The sequence below is a fragment of the Streptomyces sp. NBC_01506 genome (assembly GCF_045040295.1).
Lineage (GTDB): Bacteria > Actinomycetota > Actinomycetes > Streptomycetales > Streptomycetaceae > Streptomyces.
The window spans coordinates 4,649,395-4,665,269 of record NZ_CP109422.1; the positions used below are offsets into that span (position 1 = coordinate 4,649,395).

Here is a 15,875-nt window from a genome sequence, read left to right on the forward strand (position 1 = left end):
GCTGACGGACGGGGTGAGCCGTCAACGGACGAGCGAGGGGTCCGCGCCGGCGCTGTCCGTACCGGAATCCGTCCCGGAGTCGGTGACGGTGTCGGTGACGGTGTCGGTGACGACGCCGGGGCCGGAGTGCCCGGAGCCGTCCCCCTCATGCCGGCCCGGCGCCACGTCCCCGCGCTCCAACCGCTGGGGGAACAGCCGCCCGGCCCTCGTCGCCATGTCACCGACACGGACCAGGAAGCTCGTCGGCAGGAAGACGGCATCGGCGGCGATCATCGCGAGCGAGAAGAACGGCAGCCCGAGCAGTACGGCGATACCCGCGTGCTCCAGCATCATGGCCACCAGCAGGACGTTCTTCACCCGCCGGTTGAACAGCGTGAACGGGAAGGCGACCTGCACGATCACCGTGCCGTACGTCAGCACCAGCACCATCACACCGCTGGACGCCAGGATGTCGGAGAGAGCGGGCCAGGGCGCGAAGTAGTCCAGATTCAGCGGGTAGTACAGCGCGGTGCCGTCCTGCCAGCGCGACCCCTGGATCTTGTACCAGCCGGCCGTGGCGTAGATCAGACAGACCTCGACCATGATCACGACGAGCGTGGCGTTGTGCGTGAGATTCGCCAGGACGTCCAGCAGCGCGCGCGGCTCGCCCTTCGGCGCGTAGCGGTTGGCCGCCCACCACAGCCCCTGGGAGACCCACAGCGTCCACAGCAGCGCCGTCACCCACCACTCGCCGCCGGTGCGGTCCAGCAGCGTGCCCAGCAGGGCCACGCCGAGCACCACCCACAGGACCGGTCCTACCCGGTCGACCGGCGCGCTCCCCCCGGACGCCACGACGCGCGCGGCGCGGGCGCGCCGGCGGGCGTCCAGCGACCAGACCTGGCCACAGCGGGTGAGCACCAGATAGATCGCCATCAGATGGATGACGTTGTCGCCGCCGTCTCCCATGAAGATGCTGCGGTTCTGGAGGGAGAGCACGCCCACCATGAAGACCACGGACATGGTGCGGGTGCGCCAGCCGAGCATCAGCAGGGCGCTGGACAGTACGGCGGCGGCGTACACGATCTCGAACCAGACGCCGCTGTCGGACCACATCAGTGTGGTGAACGCGCCGTTGCCCGCGATCAGTTGCTGGGCCATGTCCCAGCTCCACGGGCTGCCGGGCCCGTACAGCTCACTGCGATTGGGCAGTTCACGCAGCAGGAAGAGAAGCCAGGCGGCGGCGAAACCGATGCGGACGACGGCGCTCTGGTGGGGGCCGAGGGCGTGGGACGTGACGCGCTGGAGGGCGCGCGCGGCCTTGCGGTCGACGGACTGCTCGTGGCCGGGGCGGCGGGTGGGGCGGCTCATCCGTGGGCCTCCGTACGGCCGTCGTTGCCCGCACCGTCGTTGCCCGCACCGTCGTTCCCCGCACCGTCGTTCCCCGCGCCCTCGTTCCGGACGCCTTCCGGCAGATCCTCGGAGGTCACGGTCCACCACGGGAAGACCCGGTAGCCGGCCTTCGTGTCGATCTTCTCTTCACTCCACGGCGGTGGTGCGACGGACCGTGTGACGGACCTGAGCTGGACACGTTCGACGGGACCGCCAAGATCGTGCGACTCCAGTCGCAGCATGACTATCCGGCGTATGTAGCGCTCGGAGAGCTGCCCGCGCAGACCGTTGGGGCGGGCCTTCTCGTCGTGGGAGTCGACGTAGAAGTCCCAGCCCCGGCGCAGCTCGTTCTGATCGACATGGCTGGGGAAGAGATTGCCGCGGATCGCCGCGGCGTCCTCGGCGGTCAGGCTGATCCAGTCGGTCGTACCGCGCGATCCGTCCGCCCGGTCCACCTCGGCGCGCACCTCGACGGCGATGTTCTGCTGGAGGGGGTTGGGCGCGAACAGCTTCCAGTTCTGCTCGAACTCCGGAAAGACCCAGGCGCCCACCTCCTCGCCGTACTCCTTGGAGACCGTGTTGTCGGGCGCGACGTGCAGGAACACCATGGCCACATGGCCCACGGCGAGCAGTCCGACGACCGCGAGGGCGACCGCGGCGACCACTTGGTACGGGAGGGAGAGCCCGGCTATCCCCCGTGCTGGATGAGCTGGTGGGCCCGGTTGTGGTTCCGGGTTCTCACCCTGTTCGTCGTACGAATCCATCCCGCCCCGATCCCCGTCTTTCCACAGTCGGTTATCCACAGGGTTGACACCCTACGGGCCGCCGACCGACCATTGAAGTCAACGAACCGAACGATCGGTCGGTAGGGGGTCCGGATGACGGCAGTGACCGCGAGGACGGCTGTGGAGGCAACGGTGGAGACGACGGCAGAGGGGTTCGAGGCGGCGTTCGACGCCGCGGTGGCCGCCGACGAGCGCATCGAGCCCCGCGACTGGATGCCGGAGGCGTACCGCTCATCGCTCGTCCGCCAGATGGCCCAGCACGCGCACTCGGAAATCATCGGCATGCAGCCGGAGGCCAACTGGATCACGCGCGCGCCCTCGCTGCGGCGCAAGGCGATCCTGATGGCCAAGGTGCAGGACGAGGCGGGACACGGCCTGTATCTCTACAGCGCGGCGGAGACGCTGGGCACGAGCCGTGACGAACTGCTCGACAAGCTCCACGCCGGCCGCCAGAGATATTCGTCGATCTTCAACTATCCGACGCTGACCTGGGCGGACGTCGGCGCGATCGGCTGGCTGGTGGACGGCGCGGCGATCACGAACCAGGTCCCGCTCTGCCGCTGCTCCTACGGCCCGTACGCCCGCGCGATGGTGCGAATCTGCAAGGAGGAGTCCTTCCACCAGCGCCAGGGGTACGAATCGCTGCTCGCCCTCAGCCGTGGCACCCCCGCGCAGCACGAGATGGCGCAGGACGCGGTGAATCGCTGGTGGTGGCCGTCGCTGATGATGTTCGGCCCGCCGGACGACGAGTCGGCGCACTCCGAGCAGTCGATGATCTGGAAGATCAAGCGCCACTCGAACGACGAACTTCGGCAGCGGTTCGTGGACATCTGCGTCCCCCAGGCCGAGGCGCTCGGCCTCACGCTCCCCGACCCGGACCTGAAGTGGAACGAGGAGCGGGGGCAGCACGACTTCGGGGTGATCGACTGGACGGAATTCCGCGAGGTCCTGAAGGGCAACGGCCCCTGCAACGAAGAGCGGATCAGCCAGCGGCGCCGCGCGCACGAGGAAGGCGCCTGGGTGCGCGAGGCGGCGACGGCGTACGCGCGAAAGCACGCGACACAGCCCCTGGGCAAGCACCTGGAGAAAGAGGCGACGGCATGAGCGGTTCGACCCAGTGGCCTCTGTGGGAGGTGTTCGTACGGTCCCGGCGCGGGCTGTCGCACACGCACGCGGGAAGCCTGCACGCGCCGGACGCGGAGATGGCGCTGCGCAACGCGCGCGATCTCTACACCCGGCGCAGCGAGGGCGTGTCGATCTGGGTGGTGCCCTCCACCGCGATCACGGCCTCCTCGCCGGACGAGAAGGACTCGTTCTTCGAACCGGCCGGCGACAAGCCGTACCGCCACCCGACGTTCTACGAGATCCCCGAGGGGGTGCGTCACCTGTGACCGGCACCCCGACCGACACGGGAGCGGAAACCGCGACCGGCGTCGACAGCGTCGCGGCCCTCGCCCTCGCCGACGACGCGCTGATCCTGTCGCACCGGCTGGGGGAGTGGGCGGGACACGCACCCGAGCTGGAGGAGGACGTGGCCCTGGCCAACATCGCGCTGGACCTGCTGGGCCAGGCCCGGATCCTGTACTCCCTGGTGGGGGACGAGGACGAGCTGGCCTTCCTGCGCGAGGAGCGCGCCTTCCGCAATCTCCAGTTGGTCGAGCAGCCGAACGGCGACTTCGCGCACTCCATCGCGCGCCAGCTCTACTTCTCCACCTACCAGCGGCTGCTGTACGGACAGTTGGCTGCCGGGGACGGCCCCTTCGCCGGGCTCGCCGCCAAGGCCGTGAAGGAAGTGGACTACCACCAGGACCACGCCGAGCGGTGGACACTGCGGCTCGGCGACGGCACGGCCGAGAGCCATGAGCGGATGCAGCGGGCCTGTACGGCGCTGTGGCGGTTCACCGGCGAGATGTTCCAGCCCCTGGTCAGCAGCGTGAGCGGCGACGGCGACGGGGTGAACACCCCGGAGCTGGCGGAGAGTTGGCTCTCCTCGATCACCGCCGTGCTGGAGCGCGCGACGCTGACCGTGCCCGACGGACCGCGCGCCGGAGCATGGGCGGCGGGCGCGGGCAGACAGGGCCTGCACACCGAGTCGTTCGGCCGGCTGCTCGCCGAGATGCAGCACCTGCACCGCAGCCACCCGGGGGCGTCATGGTGACCGACACGGGCCGGCCGACGGCGCTGGAGAGCGAACTGCGCGCGCTCGCCGGTTCCGTGCCCGACCCCGAGCTGCCCGTGGTGACGCTGGAGGAGCTGGGCGTGCTGCGCGCCGTCCATGTCCCGGGGCCCGGCCGCGTCGAGGTCGAGCTGACCCCGACCTACACCGGCTGCCCGGCGATCGAGGCGATGTCCTCGGACATCGAGCGGATCCTGCACGACCACGGGATACCGGACGTCTCCGTCGTCACGGTGCTCTCCCCCGCCTGGTCGACGGACGACATCAGCGCCGAAGGGCGGCGCAAGCTCGCGGACTTCGGCATCGCCCCGCCCCGCCCGCACAGCACGGACGGACCGGTGCCGCTCACCCTCGCCATCCGCTGCCCGCACTGCGGCTCGACGGACACCGAACTGCTGAGCCGATTCTCCTCCACCGCGTGCAAGGCGCTGCGCCGCTGCTCGTCCTGCCGTGAACCGTTCGACCACTTCAAGGAGTTGTAGATGTTCCATCCGCTCCGCGTCTGCGAGGTCGAACGGCTCACGGACGACTCGGTGACCGTCACCTTCGCCGTACCGCCCGAGCTGCACGAGACGTTCCGGCACACACCGGGGCAGCACATCGCGCTGCGCCGGGTCGTGGACGGCGAGGAGATCCGCCGTACGTACTCGATCTGCGCGCCCGCCGGCGACCGGCCCGTGCTGCGGGTGGGCATCCGCCTGGTCGAGGGCGGCGAGTTCTCCACGTACGCCCACAAGGAACTCACCGTGGGCGACACGGTCGATGTCATGGAGCCGACCGGCCGCTTCCAACTGGCCCCGCGCGCCGGGAACTTCGCCGCGATCGTCGGCGGCAGCGGCATCACCCCGGTGCTGTCGATCGCCTCGACGCTCCTCGCGCGGCAGCCGGACGCCCGGTTCTGTCTGATCCGCAGCGACCGCACGGTGGCCTCGACGATGTTCCTGGAGGAGGTCGCCGACCTCAAGGACCGCTGGCCGGACCGCTTCCAACTGGTCACGGTGGTGTCCAGGGAGGAGCAGCAGTCCGGGCTCCCCTCAGGCCGGCTGGACGAGGAGCGGCTGGCGGGGCTGCTGCCCGCACTGCTCTCGGTGGACAGCGTCGACGGCTGGTTCCTGTGCGGTCCGCTCGGTCTGGTCAAGGGCGCGGAGCGCGCCCTGCGCGCCCTCGGCGTGCGTCGGACCGTGATCCACCAGGAGATCTTCCATGTGGACGACGGCGCGCTGACCGCGACCACACCCGCCATGACCGCCGCCGCGTCGGCCACCCCGGCCGGGAGCACACTCACCGCGACGCTCGACGGCCGCTCCGGCAGTTGGCCCGTCCGGGACGGTGACTCCCTGCTGGAGACGGTGCTGCGCAGCCGGTCGGACGCGCCGTACGCGTGCAAGGGCGGCGTCTGCGGGACCTGCCGGGCCTTCCTCGTCTCGGGCGAGGTGCGGATGGACCGCAACTTCGCCCTGGAACCGGAGGAGACGGAAGCGGGCTACGTACTGGCCTGCCAGTCCCATCCGGCCACCGCCGAGGTCGAGTTGGACTTCGACCGCTGACGACCCGGGGCCTGCCGGTACCGGCGGGATCGGGCCGCCGCGGGCGCTCCGGGGACGTCCGGCAGCCGGCCCGCTCCTGGGAGCCGGCGGCTCGTCAGAGCACGAACGCCGGGCTGCCGCTGTCGCTGACCATCGGCCGGCCCGCGCCGTCCCACGCCTGCATCCCGCCGTCGACGTTCGCCGCGTCGATGCCCTGCCCCACCAGGTACTGGGTGACCTGCGCGGACCGGCCGCCGACGCGGCACATCACGAAGGCCCTGCGCCCGCCGGCCACCGCCTCGGTCACCTCACCGAAGCGCGCGGCGAAGTCGCTCATCGGGATGTGCAGGGCGCCCTCGACATGGCCCGCCGCCCATTCGTCGTCCTCACGGACGTCGAGCACCAGAGCGTCGGACGGGACTGCCGCGACATCCACCGCGGGCAGTTGGGCGAAACTCATGCGATGCGCCTTCTCTCGTACGTGTGTGTATACGGGTGGGACAAGTACAGCCTCGCGCACAGAACGCGCTACGGCCGCACCAACCTGGCCAGTTCCGACTCGCGTCCCGAAACCTCGGCGAGCAACTGCTCGGCGATCTCCTCCAGCAGCCGGTCGGGGTCGTCGGGCGCCATCTGAAGCATCGCGCCGATCGCGCTGTGCTCCAGCTCCTTCGCCAGGAGGGTCAGCAGCTCCTTGCGCTGGGCCAGCCACTCCAGCCTGGCGTACAGCTCCTCGCTCTCGCTCAGCCGGGGCTCCTTCGGCGCGGGCCCCGCCGCCCACTCCTCGGCGAGCTGCCTGAGCAGCGCCTCGTCCCCGCGCCCGTAGGCCGCGTTCACGCGAGTGATGAACTCCTCACGCCGGGCCCGCTCCGTGTCGTCCTGCGCGAGATCCGGATGCGCCTTGCGGGCCAGATCGCGGTAGAGCTTGCGGGCCTCGTCCGTCGGCCGCACCCGCTTCGGCGGCTGCACGGGCTGGTCGGTCAGCATCGCCGCGGCCTCCGCCGACAGACCGTCGGAGTCCAGCCAGTCGTGGAACAGCTCCTCGATCCCCGGCATCGGCTGGACCATCGCCCGCGCCTCCCGCGCCTTGCGCAGATCCTCGGGGTCGCCCGACCGGGACGCGCGGGCCTCGGCGATCATCGCGTCCAGCTCGTCCAGCCGCGCGTACATCGGCCCCAGCCGCTGGTGGTGCAGCCGCGAGAAGTTCTCCACCTCGACCCGGAAGGTCTCCAGCGCGATCTCGAACTCGATCAGCGCCTGCTCGGCGGCGCGCACGGCCCGCTCAAGCCGTGCCTCCGGCCGATCGGGCCCCGGCCCCGCGCCACCGCCCCCGTCCGCCCCTGCCGGGTCCTCGGCGTCCTTGGTGGCATCCGTCGTAGCGTCCGGCACGTCTGGCACGTCCTGCTCGTCGTCGTTACGGATCGTCGGCTCCCCGGGGGCGTCCTGCGTCACCCGTCCAGCCTACGGGCGAACCCGGCCACCTCCCTCACATCCCTGGTCCACGCCCCGATACGCCGACGTCGCATCCGACACATCGCGCCCCGCCGCGCGACCCCCGGCACACCCTCACCGAGCCCCACTCACGTTCACGAAGCCCGGCCCGCCCCGGGCCCCGCCGGACTCACACCCCCAGCTCGGCGGCTATCCGTCCGCTCTTGACGGCCGTGACCAGCTCCGCGTGATCCGCCTCGGTCCGGTCCGCATACGCGACGGCGAAGGCCGCGACCGCCTCGTCCAGCTCCTCGCCCTTGCCGCAGTAGCCCGCGACGAGCCGGGGATCCACGCTGTGCGCGTGGGCCCTGGCCAGCAGCGCGCCGGTCATTCGCGCGTAGTCGTCCACCTGGTCGGCCGGGAGCGCGGCCGGATCCACACTGCCCTTGCGGTTCCTGAACTGCCGTACCTGATACGGCCGGCCGGCCACCGTCGTCCAACCCAGCAGGTTGTCGCTGACGACCTGCATCCGCTTCTGCCCCAGCACCACCCGGCGCCCCTCGTGCTCCACGCCCGGCGCCTCGAATCCGGCGGCCTCCAGATACGGCACCAGCGCCGACGCCCGCGCCTCCTTCACCTGAAGCACCAGCGGCTCGCCCCGGTGGTCCAGCAGCAGCACCACGTACGACCGCGTCCCGACGCTGCCCGTGCCGACCACCCGGAACGCCACGTCGTGGATCGCGTACCGCGCGAGCAGCGGCAGCCGGTCCTCCGAGAGCGTGTGCAGATATTCGCCCAGCGAGGCCGCGACCGCCGCCGCCTCCTCGTCCGGCACCCGCCGCAGCACCGGCGGCGCGTCGACGAAGCGCCGCTGCGCCGTCACGTCCGCGCTCCCGCTCCCGCCGGCCCCGTCGCTGTCCCCCTCGCCCGCGACGACCTCCGTCGACTTGGCGGCGAAGCGCGCGCTCGTGTTCTTGCGGGCCTTCTCCGACACCCGCTCCAGCGTCCCCATCAGGTCGCGCGCGTCCGTATGGGAGACAAGCTCCTCGTCCGCGATCGCGTTCCACGCGTCCAGGGCGGAGAGCTTCGACAGCAGCCGCATCGTGCGCCGATACGCGCCCACCGCGTCCTGCGCGCCGCGCCGACACGTGTCCTCGTCGGCGCCGGCCTCACGCCCGGCCAGCACCAGCGACGTCGCGAGCCGCTTGACGTCCCACTCCCAGGGGCCGACCACCGTCTCGTCGAAGTCGTTCAGATCGATGACGAGGCGGCCTCGCGCGTCCCCGTACAACCCGAAATTCGCCGCGTGCGCGTCGCCGCAGATCTGCGCGCCCGCGCCGGTCACCGGCGTCCCCACCAGGTCGTGCGCCATCAGTCCGGCCGCGCCCCGCAGAAACGCGAAGGGCGTCGCGGCCATGCGCCCCACCCGCAGCGGCGCCAGCTCGGGCACCCGGTCACGGCTCGACTCCTCCACCGCCCGCACCGCGTCCGGCCGCGAGGCCGAGACAACCAGCGAATCGTGCGAAGACCTCGGAACCCGCTCCCGCAACGCCTTCCCGGCGTCCTTCGGCGTGCCCCGCCCACCGCCCGGCGTCACGCGCCGCACGAACCCCGGCACCACGGGAATGCGCCCGTCCGCCACCACCGCACCGGCCTCGCCCATGGCGCACCGCCTCCCCCGCACTCGCCCGACATCAACCGCCCACGACGTTACCGCCGCACCCCGACAACCGCCTCTCCCTGTGGATAACCCTCCGCCCCAGCTCGAAGCATGATCACGCCCGAAGCCCACGCCCCCACCCACGCCCACGCCCCCCGACGAGCCCACCTCGCCGACAGGCCCTACTCCCGCTTCGGGCAGCCGCTCTCGCCCGCCAGATGCGTCTCGGCCCACCGCCCCAGCTCCTCCAGCGCGGGCTCCATCGCCGCCCCCGCCTCCGTGAGCCGGTATGCGACGCGCAGCGGCGGCCCCTCGTCGACCTCGCGCACGAGCAGCCCCGCGGCCGCCAGCTCCGTCAGCCGGTCGGACAGCATGCGCTCACTGATACCGGGGATCGCCCGCCGCAACTCCGCGAAGTACACGGCTCGTTGCATCAGGACGGACACGATCAGCCCGGTCCACCGCTTCCCGAACAGCTCGAAGACGCGCGTCATCCCCGTGCCCACCGGCTTGCACGGGTCCCCGCCGTTTCCCTCCATGGCACCAGCGTACTGCGAACCCGCGAGGGGATGAAAAAAAGTAAGCTACTGTGTTATTAATAGGTACGCACGAAAGTGCACGAACGGAACCGGCACTCCGCCGGGCCGCGCCCACCCCTCCGTCCCCTATGGAGACCTTCATGGCCACGTTGCTGCACATCGACTCCGCCGTTTCCCCGCAGGGATCCGCCTCGCGCGAGGTCACCGCCGCCTTCGTACAGGGCTGGCGCGAGCAGCAGCCGCAAGGCACGGTCGTCTACCGCGACCTCGCCGCGGCGCCACTGCCGCATCTGGACATCGCCGCCGCCGCCGCGGGCGCGGACAACGCGCTGCGCGCCGAACTCGCCGCCGAACTCGCGGCCGCGGACGCCGTTCTCATCGGCGCCCCGATGTACAACTTCACGATCGCGTCCACCCTGAAGGCATGGCTGGACCACGTGATCATCGTCGACCACAACACCGGCGAGAACAGCCCCATCACCGGCAAGCCGTTCACGGTCGTCGCCAGCCGGGGCGGCTCGTACGCGCCGGGCACCCCGCGCGAGGACTTCGAATTCGTCCAGAACTATCTGACGAAGGTCCTGAGCGGCATGTTCGGTGTCGAGGGAGTCGACTTCATCGTCCCCGAGCTGACCCTGGCCCACAGCCTGCCCGCCATGGCCGAACTCATCCCGCTCGCCGAGGCGTCCCGTACGAAGGCCCGCGAAGAGGCCGCGCAGAAGGCGAAGGCCCTGGCCTCCCGCCTCGCCGCCTGACCCGGACGCGGACCCGGACCCGGACGCGGACGCGGACGCGCAACCCACCGACAACAGACGCACAGCGGACGAACAGACCGGCCCGCACCCCGAGCAGTACGGGTGCGGGCCGGGCCCATGTCACCACCCCCACCCGCCCGGTGACATGCGGCCGCGGTCGGGTCGGACAGCGGGCCTCGTCACTCTGTGGTGAGTGCCGTGCCGAGGCGGGCCAGCGACGACCGCATGGTTTTCATCTGCTGCGGGTCCAGCGAGCCGAAGATCTCGCGCAGGACATGGGCGCCCGCTTCTTCCGCCGCCGCCAGCGTGGTGCTGCCCGCGGCGGTCAGGGACACGGTCTTGCGGCGGCGGTCGTCGGCGTCGTCCGCGCGGGAGACCAGGCCGAGACGTTCGAGTCCTTCCACGATCTGGGTGACGGACCGGGGTGCCTGGCCGAGGGCGTCGGCGAGCTGGGCCTGGTGCAGGGTGCCGTGCGCGGCCAGAGCCTGAAGGACCTTGGTGCGGGACAGGGAGAGTCCCACGGTCGACCGCATGTGCCGGTCCACTGCCCCGCGCAGGCCGTAGGCGACGGTGAGGAACGTCAGTCCTACCTGCTCAGGGCCGGTTTCGGCGGTGATCGCCGCGTGCTCGCTCATGGTGTCGGGTATCCTCCCACAGGGATATCATGAGGTACCTCACGAATGGAGTGAAGTGATGGACCGTCCCGTTGCCGTGATCACCGGAGCCACCTCCGGCCTGGGCCGTATCGCCGCTCTCGACCTGGCCGGGCGCGGCTACCGCATCGGCATGGTGGCCCGCTCCCGTACCAAGGCCGACGCCATGACGAATGAACTCAAGGCGGTCGCCGGTGACGTGCCGGTGGACGTCTTCCACGCGGATCTGGGCCTGATCGCACACGCTCGACGGGTCGGACAGGAGATCGCCGCGTTCTACCCGCGTCTGGACGTGCTGGTCAACAACGCCGGGCTGCACGCCTTCTCGCAGCGCACCACCACCGAAGGCTTCTCGGGCATGACGGCGGTCAACTATCTGGGTCCATTCGTGCTGACCCAAGCCCTGACCGACCGGCTCCTGGGCTCGGCGCCGTCCCGGATCGTCAACGTCGCCTCCGAGGCGTCCCAGCAGGCGAAGTCGATCGCGCCGGCCGAGGACCTGCGCCATGTCGCCCCATACACACGCCGGGCGTCGATGGCGCTGTACGGGCGGACCAAGCTGATGACGATCATGTGGACGCAGGAACTGGCCCGGCGCCTGGATCCCGCGAAGGTCACGGTCAACTGCTGCGATCCCGGCTTCAACGCCACCGGCCTGGGACGTGATCTGCCCGGATCCCAGTTGCTGCGGCGGGTGTTGAACACGCTGCGCGTCGGTGACCCGCGCAAGGGCGCGGGCATCATCGTCCGGCTCGCCACCGACCCCGCGTTCGCGCACACCAGCGGCGGCTACTTCTCCGTACGCGACGCCAAGCCGCTTCAGTGCCCCGAACCCGGGCGGGATCCCCTCGTACAGAAGGAGCTGTGGGATCAGACCATGGCGCTGCTGGCGGGCCGCGCGTCCGACTGAGACGTGGCGGCTCCGTCTTAAGGAGGAGGCCGGCCGGTACCGGGATACCGGCCCCGGCGCATCGCACACCGACACCACGCGGCAGCGGCAACGGCAACGGCAACCACGACTATCGCCAGGACGTCGATGCCTGGATCGACACCCTCACCGACCTCGGCATCACCACCCTGCGCAACACCCTCACCCTGATCACCCACCGGGGCGGAGCCGTCGAACCGCGAACCTGCTCGTCCCCCTGACACAGCCGGTCACAGCGGGACCGGCCACCACGTCGCGGCAGCGCGAGGCCGCGACCGCGACCGCGATCCACGACTCGCTGTGGTGGATGTCACCCCGTCACCGGCCGGACCGCCCGAGATCTGGGGACGCGAATCGGTCACGTTCCTTCAACGGCTACAGCAAGGACAGCAAGGACAGCGAAGCCGCCGAACGCCACCGAACGCCACCGAACGCCACCGGACGCCACCGGACCCGCCGTGGCCTCGTGCTCATCAGGAAGAGGCCACAGGTCTGTTCGGCACGCGAAGAAGCCGGTCGAAGCGACATTCCGTCGCTTCGACCGGCTTCATCGGGTCAGTTGACCTCTGTGCGCGAGGGGGGAGTTGAACCCCCACGCCCTTTCGGGCACTGGAACCTGAATCCAGCGCGTCTGCCTATTCCGCCACCCGCGCATTGGGTGTGCCGTCCGGCCTCTCACCTGCTGGTGTGATCGCCTGGCGACATCGAAAAGATTAGCACGCTGCACACAGTGGAATCACATCCGTTTGTCCCGGCGACCTTGCCGGGGAAGAAGCAACCTCGAGCGGCCTCCCCCCACTCCTCCGGAGTGCACCCCGCGTGCGGGACACTGTCCAGAGGCCGCCTCTACGATCCGTGTGAGAGGTGACACTCATCGACGGGGCAGACAAGGGGAACCAGCCGATTTCCCTACGCGTGGATACGATCAGTAAGCAGTACCAGGACGGCAACGACGAAGGAGGTGCCCCATGGGAGTCCTGAAGCGCTTCGAGCAGCGACTCGAAGGTCTGGTCAACGGCACCTTCGCGAAGGTGTTCAAGTCCGAGGTCCAGCCCGTGGAGATCGCCGGCGCCCTTCAGCGTGAGTGCGACAACAACGCAACGATCTGGAACCGCGAGCGGACCGTCGTCCCCAACGACTTCATCGTCGAGTTGAGCGCGCCCGACTTCGAGCGCCTCAGCCCGTACTCGGGACAGCTCGGCGACGAACTGTCCGGGCTCGTACGCGACTACGCGAAGCAGCAGCGCTACACCTTCATGGGCCCGATCAAGGTCCATCTGGAGAAGGCCGACGACCTCGACACCGGTCTGTACCGGGTACGCAGCCGCACCCTGGCGTCGAGTACGTCACAGGGACCCGAGCAGGGCCCCGGCCCCGCACCCGTACGCGGAGCCGCCCCCGGCAGGGCCCCCGCGGCCCCGCCGGCCGCACCGCCCGGTGGTTACGGCTACCCTCCCTCGTCACCGCCCCCCATGCCTCCGACGCCCCCGCCGGGCGCCGGGCGCCCGGGACAGGCCGCACAGCCCCCCTCGACACCGCCTCCCGGGGCGATGCCGGGCGTCCAGGTCCGCCGGTGGATCGAGATCAACGGCAACCGCCACCAGATCTCGCGCCCCACGCTGGTGCTGGGCCGCAGCACCGACGCCGACGTGCGGATCGACGACCCCGGCGTCTCCCGCCGGCACTGCGAGATTCGGACCGGAACGCCCTCGACGATCCAGGATCTCGGGTCCACCAACGGCATCGTGGTAGACGGACAGCACACCACCCGCGCTACGCTCCGCGACGGCTCGCGGATCGTCGTGGGCCAAACCACCATCGTTTACCGGCAAGCCGAAGGGTGAAGCGGGGGCAATGTCAGAGCTGACCCTGACGGTCATGCGGCTAGGTTTCCTAGCCGTTCTGTGGCTGTTCGTGATTGTGGCCGTCCAGGTCATTCGGAGCGATCTCTTCGGCACACGTGTCACGCAGCGCGGCTCACGCCGCAACGCCGACTCACGGCCGCCGCAGGGCGCCCCCCGCCAGAGCGCCGCGCCGCCCGCACAACGGCAGCAGACGGGCCGCCAGCGCCGGGGGGCACCCACAAAGCTGGTCGTCTCGGAGGGGATCCTCACCGGCACCACGGTGGCCCTCCAGGGACAGACCATCACCCTGGGCCGGGCGCACGACTCAACGATCGTGCTGGACGACGACTACGCGTCCAGCAGGCATGCCAGGATCTATCCGGACCGGGACGGCCAGTGGATCGTCGAGGATCTCGGGTCCACCAACGGCACGTATCTCGACCGGACCCGCCTCACCACCCCGACACCGATTCCGCCGGGCGCGCCGATCCGCATCGGCAAGACCGTCATCGAGCTGCGGAAGTAGTACGACAATGAGCGAGCGGAGCGAGCGAGCCGCGGCGGTCCTTCACCGGGACCGCGGCGGGCTCCCGACCGGAGGGTGGGCAGTGTGGCTCGAGACCGGCTGGCGCCACATTCGGCTGGCGAACCGACAGGAGAGGCGCGCATGAGTCTTTCTCTGCGCTTCGCCGCCGGGTCGCACAAAGGCATGATCCGGGAGGGGAACGAGGACTCCGGCTACGCCGGTCCGCGCCTTCTGGCCATCGCCGACGGCATGGGCGGCCAGGCCGCCGGTGAGGTCGCCTCGTCCGAGGTGATCTCCACGCTCGTGCAGCTCGACGACGACGTGCCGGGATCGGACATCCTGACCTCGCTCGGTACGGCGGTCCAGCGCGCCAACGACCAGTTGCGCGTGATGGTCGAGGAGGACCCCCAGCTCGAGGGCATGGGCACCACGCTCACCGCCCTCCTGTGGACGGGCCAGCGCCTGGGCCTCGTACACGTCGGAGACTCCCGCGCCTACCTCCTGCGCGACGGCGTGCTCACCCAGATCACACAGGACCACACCTGGGTGCAGCGCCTCGTCGACGAGGGGCGCATCACCGAGGAAGAGGCCACCACCCACCCGCAGCGCTCCTTGCTGATGCGCGCGCTGGGCAGCGGCGACCATGTCGAGCCCGATCTGTCGATCCGCGAAGTCCGCGCGGGCGACCGGTACTTGATCTGTTCCGACGGCCTCTCCGGCGTCGTCTCGCACCAGACCATGGAAGAGACCCTGGCGAGCTACCAGGGCCCGCAGGAGACCATCCAGGACCTCATCCAGCTCGCTCTGCGCGGCGGCGGTCCCGACAACATCACCTGCATCGTCGCCGACGTCCTGGACGTCGAGTCCAACGACACCCTGGCCGGGCAGCTCAACGACACCCCGGTCGTCGTCGGCGCCGTCGCCGAGAATCAGCAGTTGCACGCCGCCGAGAGCGACCCGTCGATGCAGACGCCCGCCGGCCGCGCCGCCGGTCTGGGCCGTCCCGTACCGCAGCAGCACCAGCCCCCTTCGGGGGGCTTCGGCCCGCCGGGCAGCGGAGACGGGGCCGGTTACGGCGGCATGCCGCCGGACGCGAGCTTCGGGGCGTACAGCGACGACGACTTCGCCAAGCCGCGGGGCGCGGGGCGCAAGTGGTTCATGCGCTCGTTCTACGTCGTGCTCGCGCTGGCGGTCGTCGGCGGCGGGCTGTACGGCGGCTACCGCTGGACCCAGACCCAGTACTACGTCGGGGTCAACGACGAACACGTCGCGCTCTACCGGGGCATCAGCCAGGATCTGGCGTGGGTCTCGCTGTCGAAGGTCGAAGAGGACTTCACCAAGATCGAACTCAAGTACCTGCCGGAGTACCAGCGCAAGCAGGTCGAGGACACGATCGCCGAGGGCAGCAAGGCCTCCGCGCGCACCAAGATCGACGACCTGTCCAAGCAGGCCGCCGCGTGCCAGAAGGACGAACAGCGCCGTGAGTCCGAGCGCGCGGCGGACGCGATCACCGGCGAGGGCGAGGCCGGCGGCACGACCGGGACGAAGCCACAGACCACCGGCACCGACACCAAGCAAGAGACGCCGAAATCGGCGACTCCCTCTCCGGGCCCCAGCCTCTCGGAGGAGGAGCAGAAGCTCGCCTCGAACTGCGGTAAGCAGTAGCCGGCCGTAGGGGGCCTTC

17 protein-coding genes and 1 tRNA gene are annotated in these 15,875 nt (G+C 70.4%); 10 read left to right on the forward strand and 8 right to left on the reverse strand.

The window, feature by feature from the left end; translation table 11 throughout:
- Positions 1–21: 21 nt before the first annotated feature.
- Together OG329_RS20275 and OG329_RS20280 are read right to left on the reverse strand one after the other, a co-directional pair.
- A complete protein-coding gene (locus OG329_RS20275) occupies positions 22–1,347 on the reverse strand; it encodes an HTTM domain-containing protein (RefSeq protein ID WP_405796990.1) in 1,326 nt (441 codons plus the stop codon).
- Positions 1,344–2,132, reverse strand: a complete 789-nt coding sequence (locus OG329_RS20280; protein ID WP_405796991.1) for a DUF5819 family protein — start codon at positions 2,130–2,132, stop codon at positions 1,344–1,346. The genes OG329_RS20275 and OG329_RS20280 overlap by 4 nt, the downstream gene beginning before the upstream one ends.
- Before the next feature lie 114 nt (positions 2,133–2,246).
- On the opposite strand from OG329_RS20280, the gene paaA reads away from it, so the two are divergent.
- From paaA to OG329_RS20305, 5 genes are read left to right on the forward strand one after another with little or no spacing between them, the layout of a single operon-like run.
- On the forward strand, positions 2,247–3,257 hold the full coding sequence (gene paaA / locus OG329_RS20285) for a 1,2-phenylacetyl-CoA epoxidase subunit PaaA (RefSeq protein WP_405796992.1): 1,011 nt from the start codon (positions 2,247–2,249) through the stop codon (positions 3,255–3,257).
- Positions 3,254–3,544 carry a 1,2-phenylacetyl-CoA epoxidase subunit PaaB gene (paaB, locus tag OG329_RS20290; RefSeq protein ID WP_405796994.1) on the forward strand — a complete coding sequence of 97 codons (291 nt, stop codon included), beginning with the start codon at positions 3,254–3,256 and terminating at the stop codon, positions 3,542–3,544. Before paaA ends, paaB begins: the two co-directional genes overlap by 4 nt.
- Positions 3,541–4,311, forward strand: a complete 771-nt coding sequence (gene paaC, locus OG329_RS20295; protein WP_405796996.1) for a 1,2-phenylacetyl-CoA epoxidase subunit PaaC — start codon at positions 3,541–3,543, stop codon at positions 4,309–4,311. Before paaB ends, paaC begins: the two co-directional genes overlap by 4 nt.
- Positions 4,305–4,811 (forward strand): 1,2-phenylacetyl-CoA epoxidase subunit PaaD, encoded by a 507-nt coding sequence (paaD, locus tag OG329_RS20300; RefSeq protein WP_405796998.1) that lies wholly within the window; start codon positions 4,305–4,307, stop codon positions 4,809–4,811. Before paaC ends, paaD begins: the two co-directional genes overlap by 7 nt.
- Positions 4,812–5,876: a 2Fe-2S iron-sulfur cluster-binding protein gene (locus OG329_RS20305; RefSeq protein ID WP_405797000.1), complete on the forward strand. Its 1,065-nt coding sequence runs from the start codon at positions 4,812–4,814 to the stop codon at positions 5,874–5,876.
- A 94-nt stretch (positions 5,877–5,970) separates the two neighbouring features.
- On the opposite strand, the gene OG329_RS20310 is transcribed toward OG329_RS20305, so the two are convergent.
- The 4 genes from OG329_RS20310 to OG329_RS20325 form a co-directional block, all read right to left on the reverse strand.
- Positions 5,971–6,315, reverse strand: coding sequence for a rhodanese-like domain-containing protein (locus OG329_RS20310; protein ID WP_405797002.1), 345 nt, complete (start codon positions 6,313–6,315; stop codon positions 5,971–5,973).
- 68 nt (positions 6,316–6,383) lie between these two features.
- Positions 6,384–7,307 (reverse strand): J domain-containing protein, encoded by a 924-nt coding sequence (locus OG329_RS20315; protein ID WP_405797003.1) that lies wholly within the window; start codon positions 7,305–7,307, stop codon positions 6,384–6,386.
- Between the two features lie 169 nt (positions 7,308–7,476).
- Positions 7,477–8,949, reverse strand: a complete 1,473-nt coding sequence (locus tag OG329_RS20320; protein WP_405797004.1) for a DUF2252 domain-containing protein — start codon at positions 8,947–8,949, stop codon at positions 7,477–7,479.
- A gap of 179 nt (positions 8,950–9,128) precedes the next feature.
- Positions 9,129–9,485 carry a winged helix-turn-helix transcriptional regulator gene (locus OG329_RS20325; protein WP_405797006.1) on the reverse strand — a complete coding sequence of 119 codons (357 nt, stop codon included), beginning with the start codon at positions 9,483–9,485 and terminating at the stop codon, positions 9,129–9,131.
- Between the two features lie 140 nt (positions 9,486–9,625).
- On the opposite strand from OG329_RS20325, the gene OG329_RS20330 reads away from it, so the two are divergent.
- A complete protein-coding gene (locus OG329_RS20330) occupies positions 9,626–10,240 on the forward strand; it encodes an FMN-dependent NADH-azoreductase (RefSeq protein WP_405797007.1) in 615 nt (204 codons plus the stop codon).
- 179 nt (positions 10,241–10,419) lie between these two features.
- On the opposite strand, the gene OG329_RS20335 is transcribed toward OG329_RS20330, so the two are convergent.
- Complete coding sequence (locus tag OG329_RS20335) at positions 10,420–10,875, reverse strand: MarR family winged helix-turn-helix transcriptional regulator (protein ID WP_405797009.1); 456 nt, start codon at positions 10,873–10,875, stop codon at positions 10,420–10,422.
- A gap of 58 nt (positions 10,876–10,933) precedes the next feature.
- Here OG329_RS20335 and OG329_RS20340 point away from each other — a divergent pair, with 58 nt between their 5' ends.
- Positions 10,934–11,803, forward strand: coding sequence for an SDR family NAD(P)-dependent oxidoreductase (locus OG329_RS20340; RefSeq protein ID WP_405797010.1), 870 nt, complete (start codon positions 10,934–10,936; stop codon positions 11,801–11,803).
- Positions 11,804–12,390: 587 nt separating this feature from the next.
- On the opposite strand, the gene OG329_RS20345 is transcribed toward OG329_RS20340, so the two are convergent.
- A tRNA-Leu gene (locus tag OG329_RS20345) sits at positions 12,391–12,474 on the reverse strand.
- A 315-nt stretch (positions 12,475–12,789) separates the two neighbouring features.
- Here OG329_RS20345 and OG329_RS20350 point away from each other — a divergent pair.
- The 3 genes from OG329_RS20350 (at position 12,790) to OG329_RS20360 (ending at position 15,856) form a co-directional block, all read left to right on the forward strand.
- Positions 12,790–13,665, forward strand: coding sequence for an FhaA domain-containing protein (locus tag OG329_RS20350; protein ID WP_405797012.1), 876 nt, complete (start codon positions 12,790–12,792; stop codon positions 13,663–13,665).
- 10 nt (positions 13,666–13,675) lie between these two features.
- A complete protein-coding gene (locus tag OG329_RS20355; protein WP_405797014.1) occupies positions 13,676–14,191 on the forward strand; it encodes an FHA domain-containing protein in 516 nt (171 codons plus the stop codon).
- Positions 14,192–14,332: 141 nt separating this feature from the next.
- Positions 14,333–15,856 (forward strand): Stp1/IreP family PP2C-type Ser/Thr phosphatase, encoded by a 1,524-nt coding sequence (locus tag OG329_RS20360; protein WP_405797016.1) that lies wholly within the window; start codon positions 14,333–14,335, stop codon positions 15,854–15,856.
- The last annotated feature ends 19 nt before the right edge of the window (positions 15,857–15,875 follow it).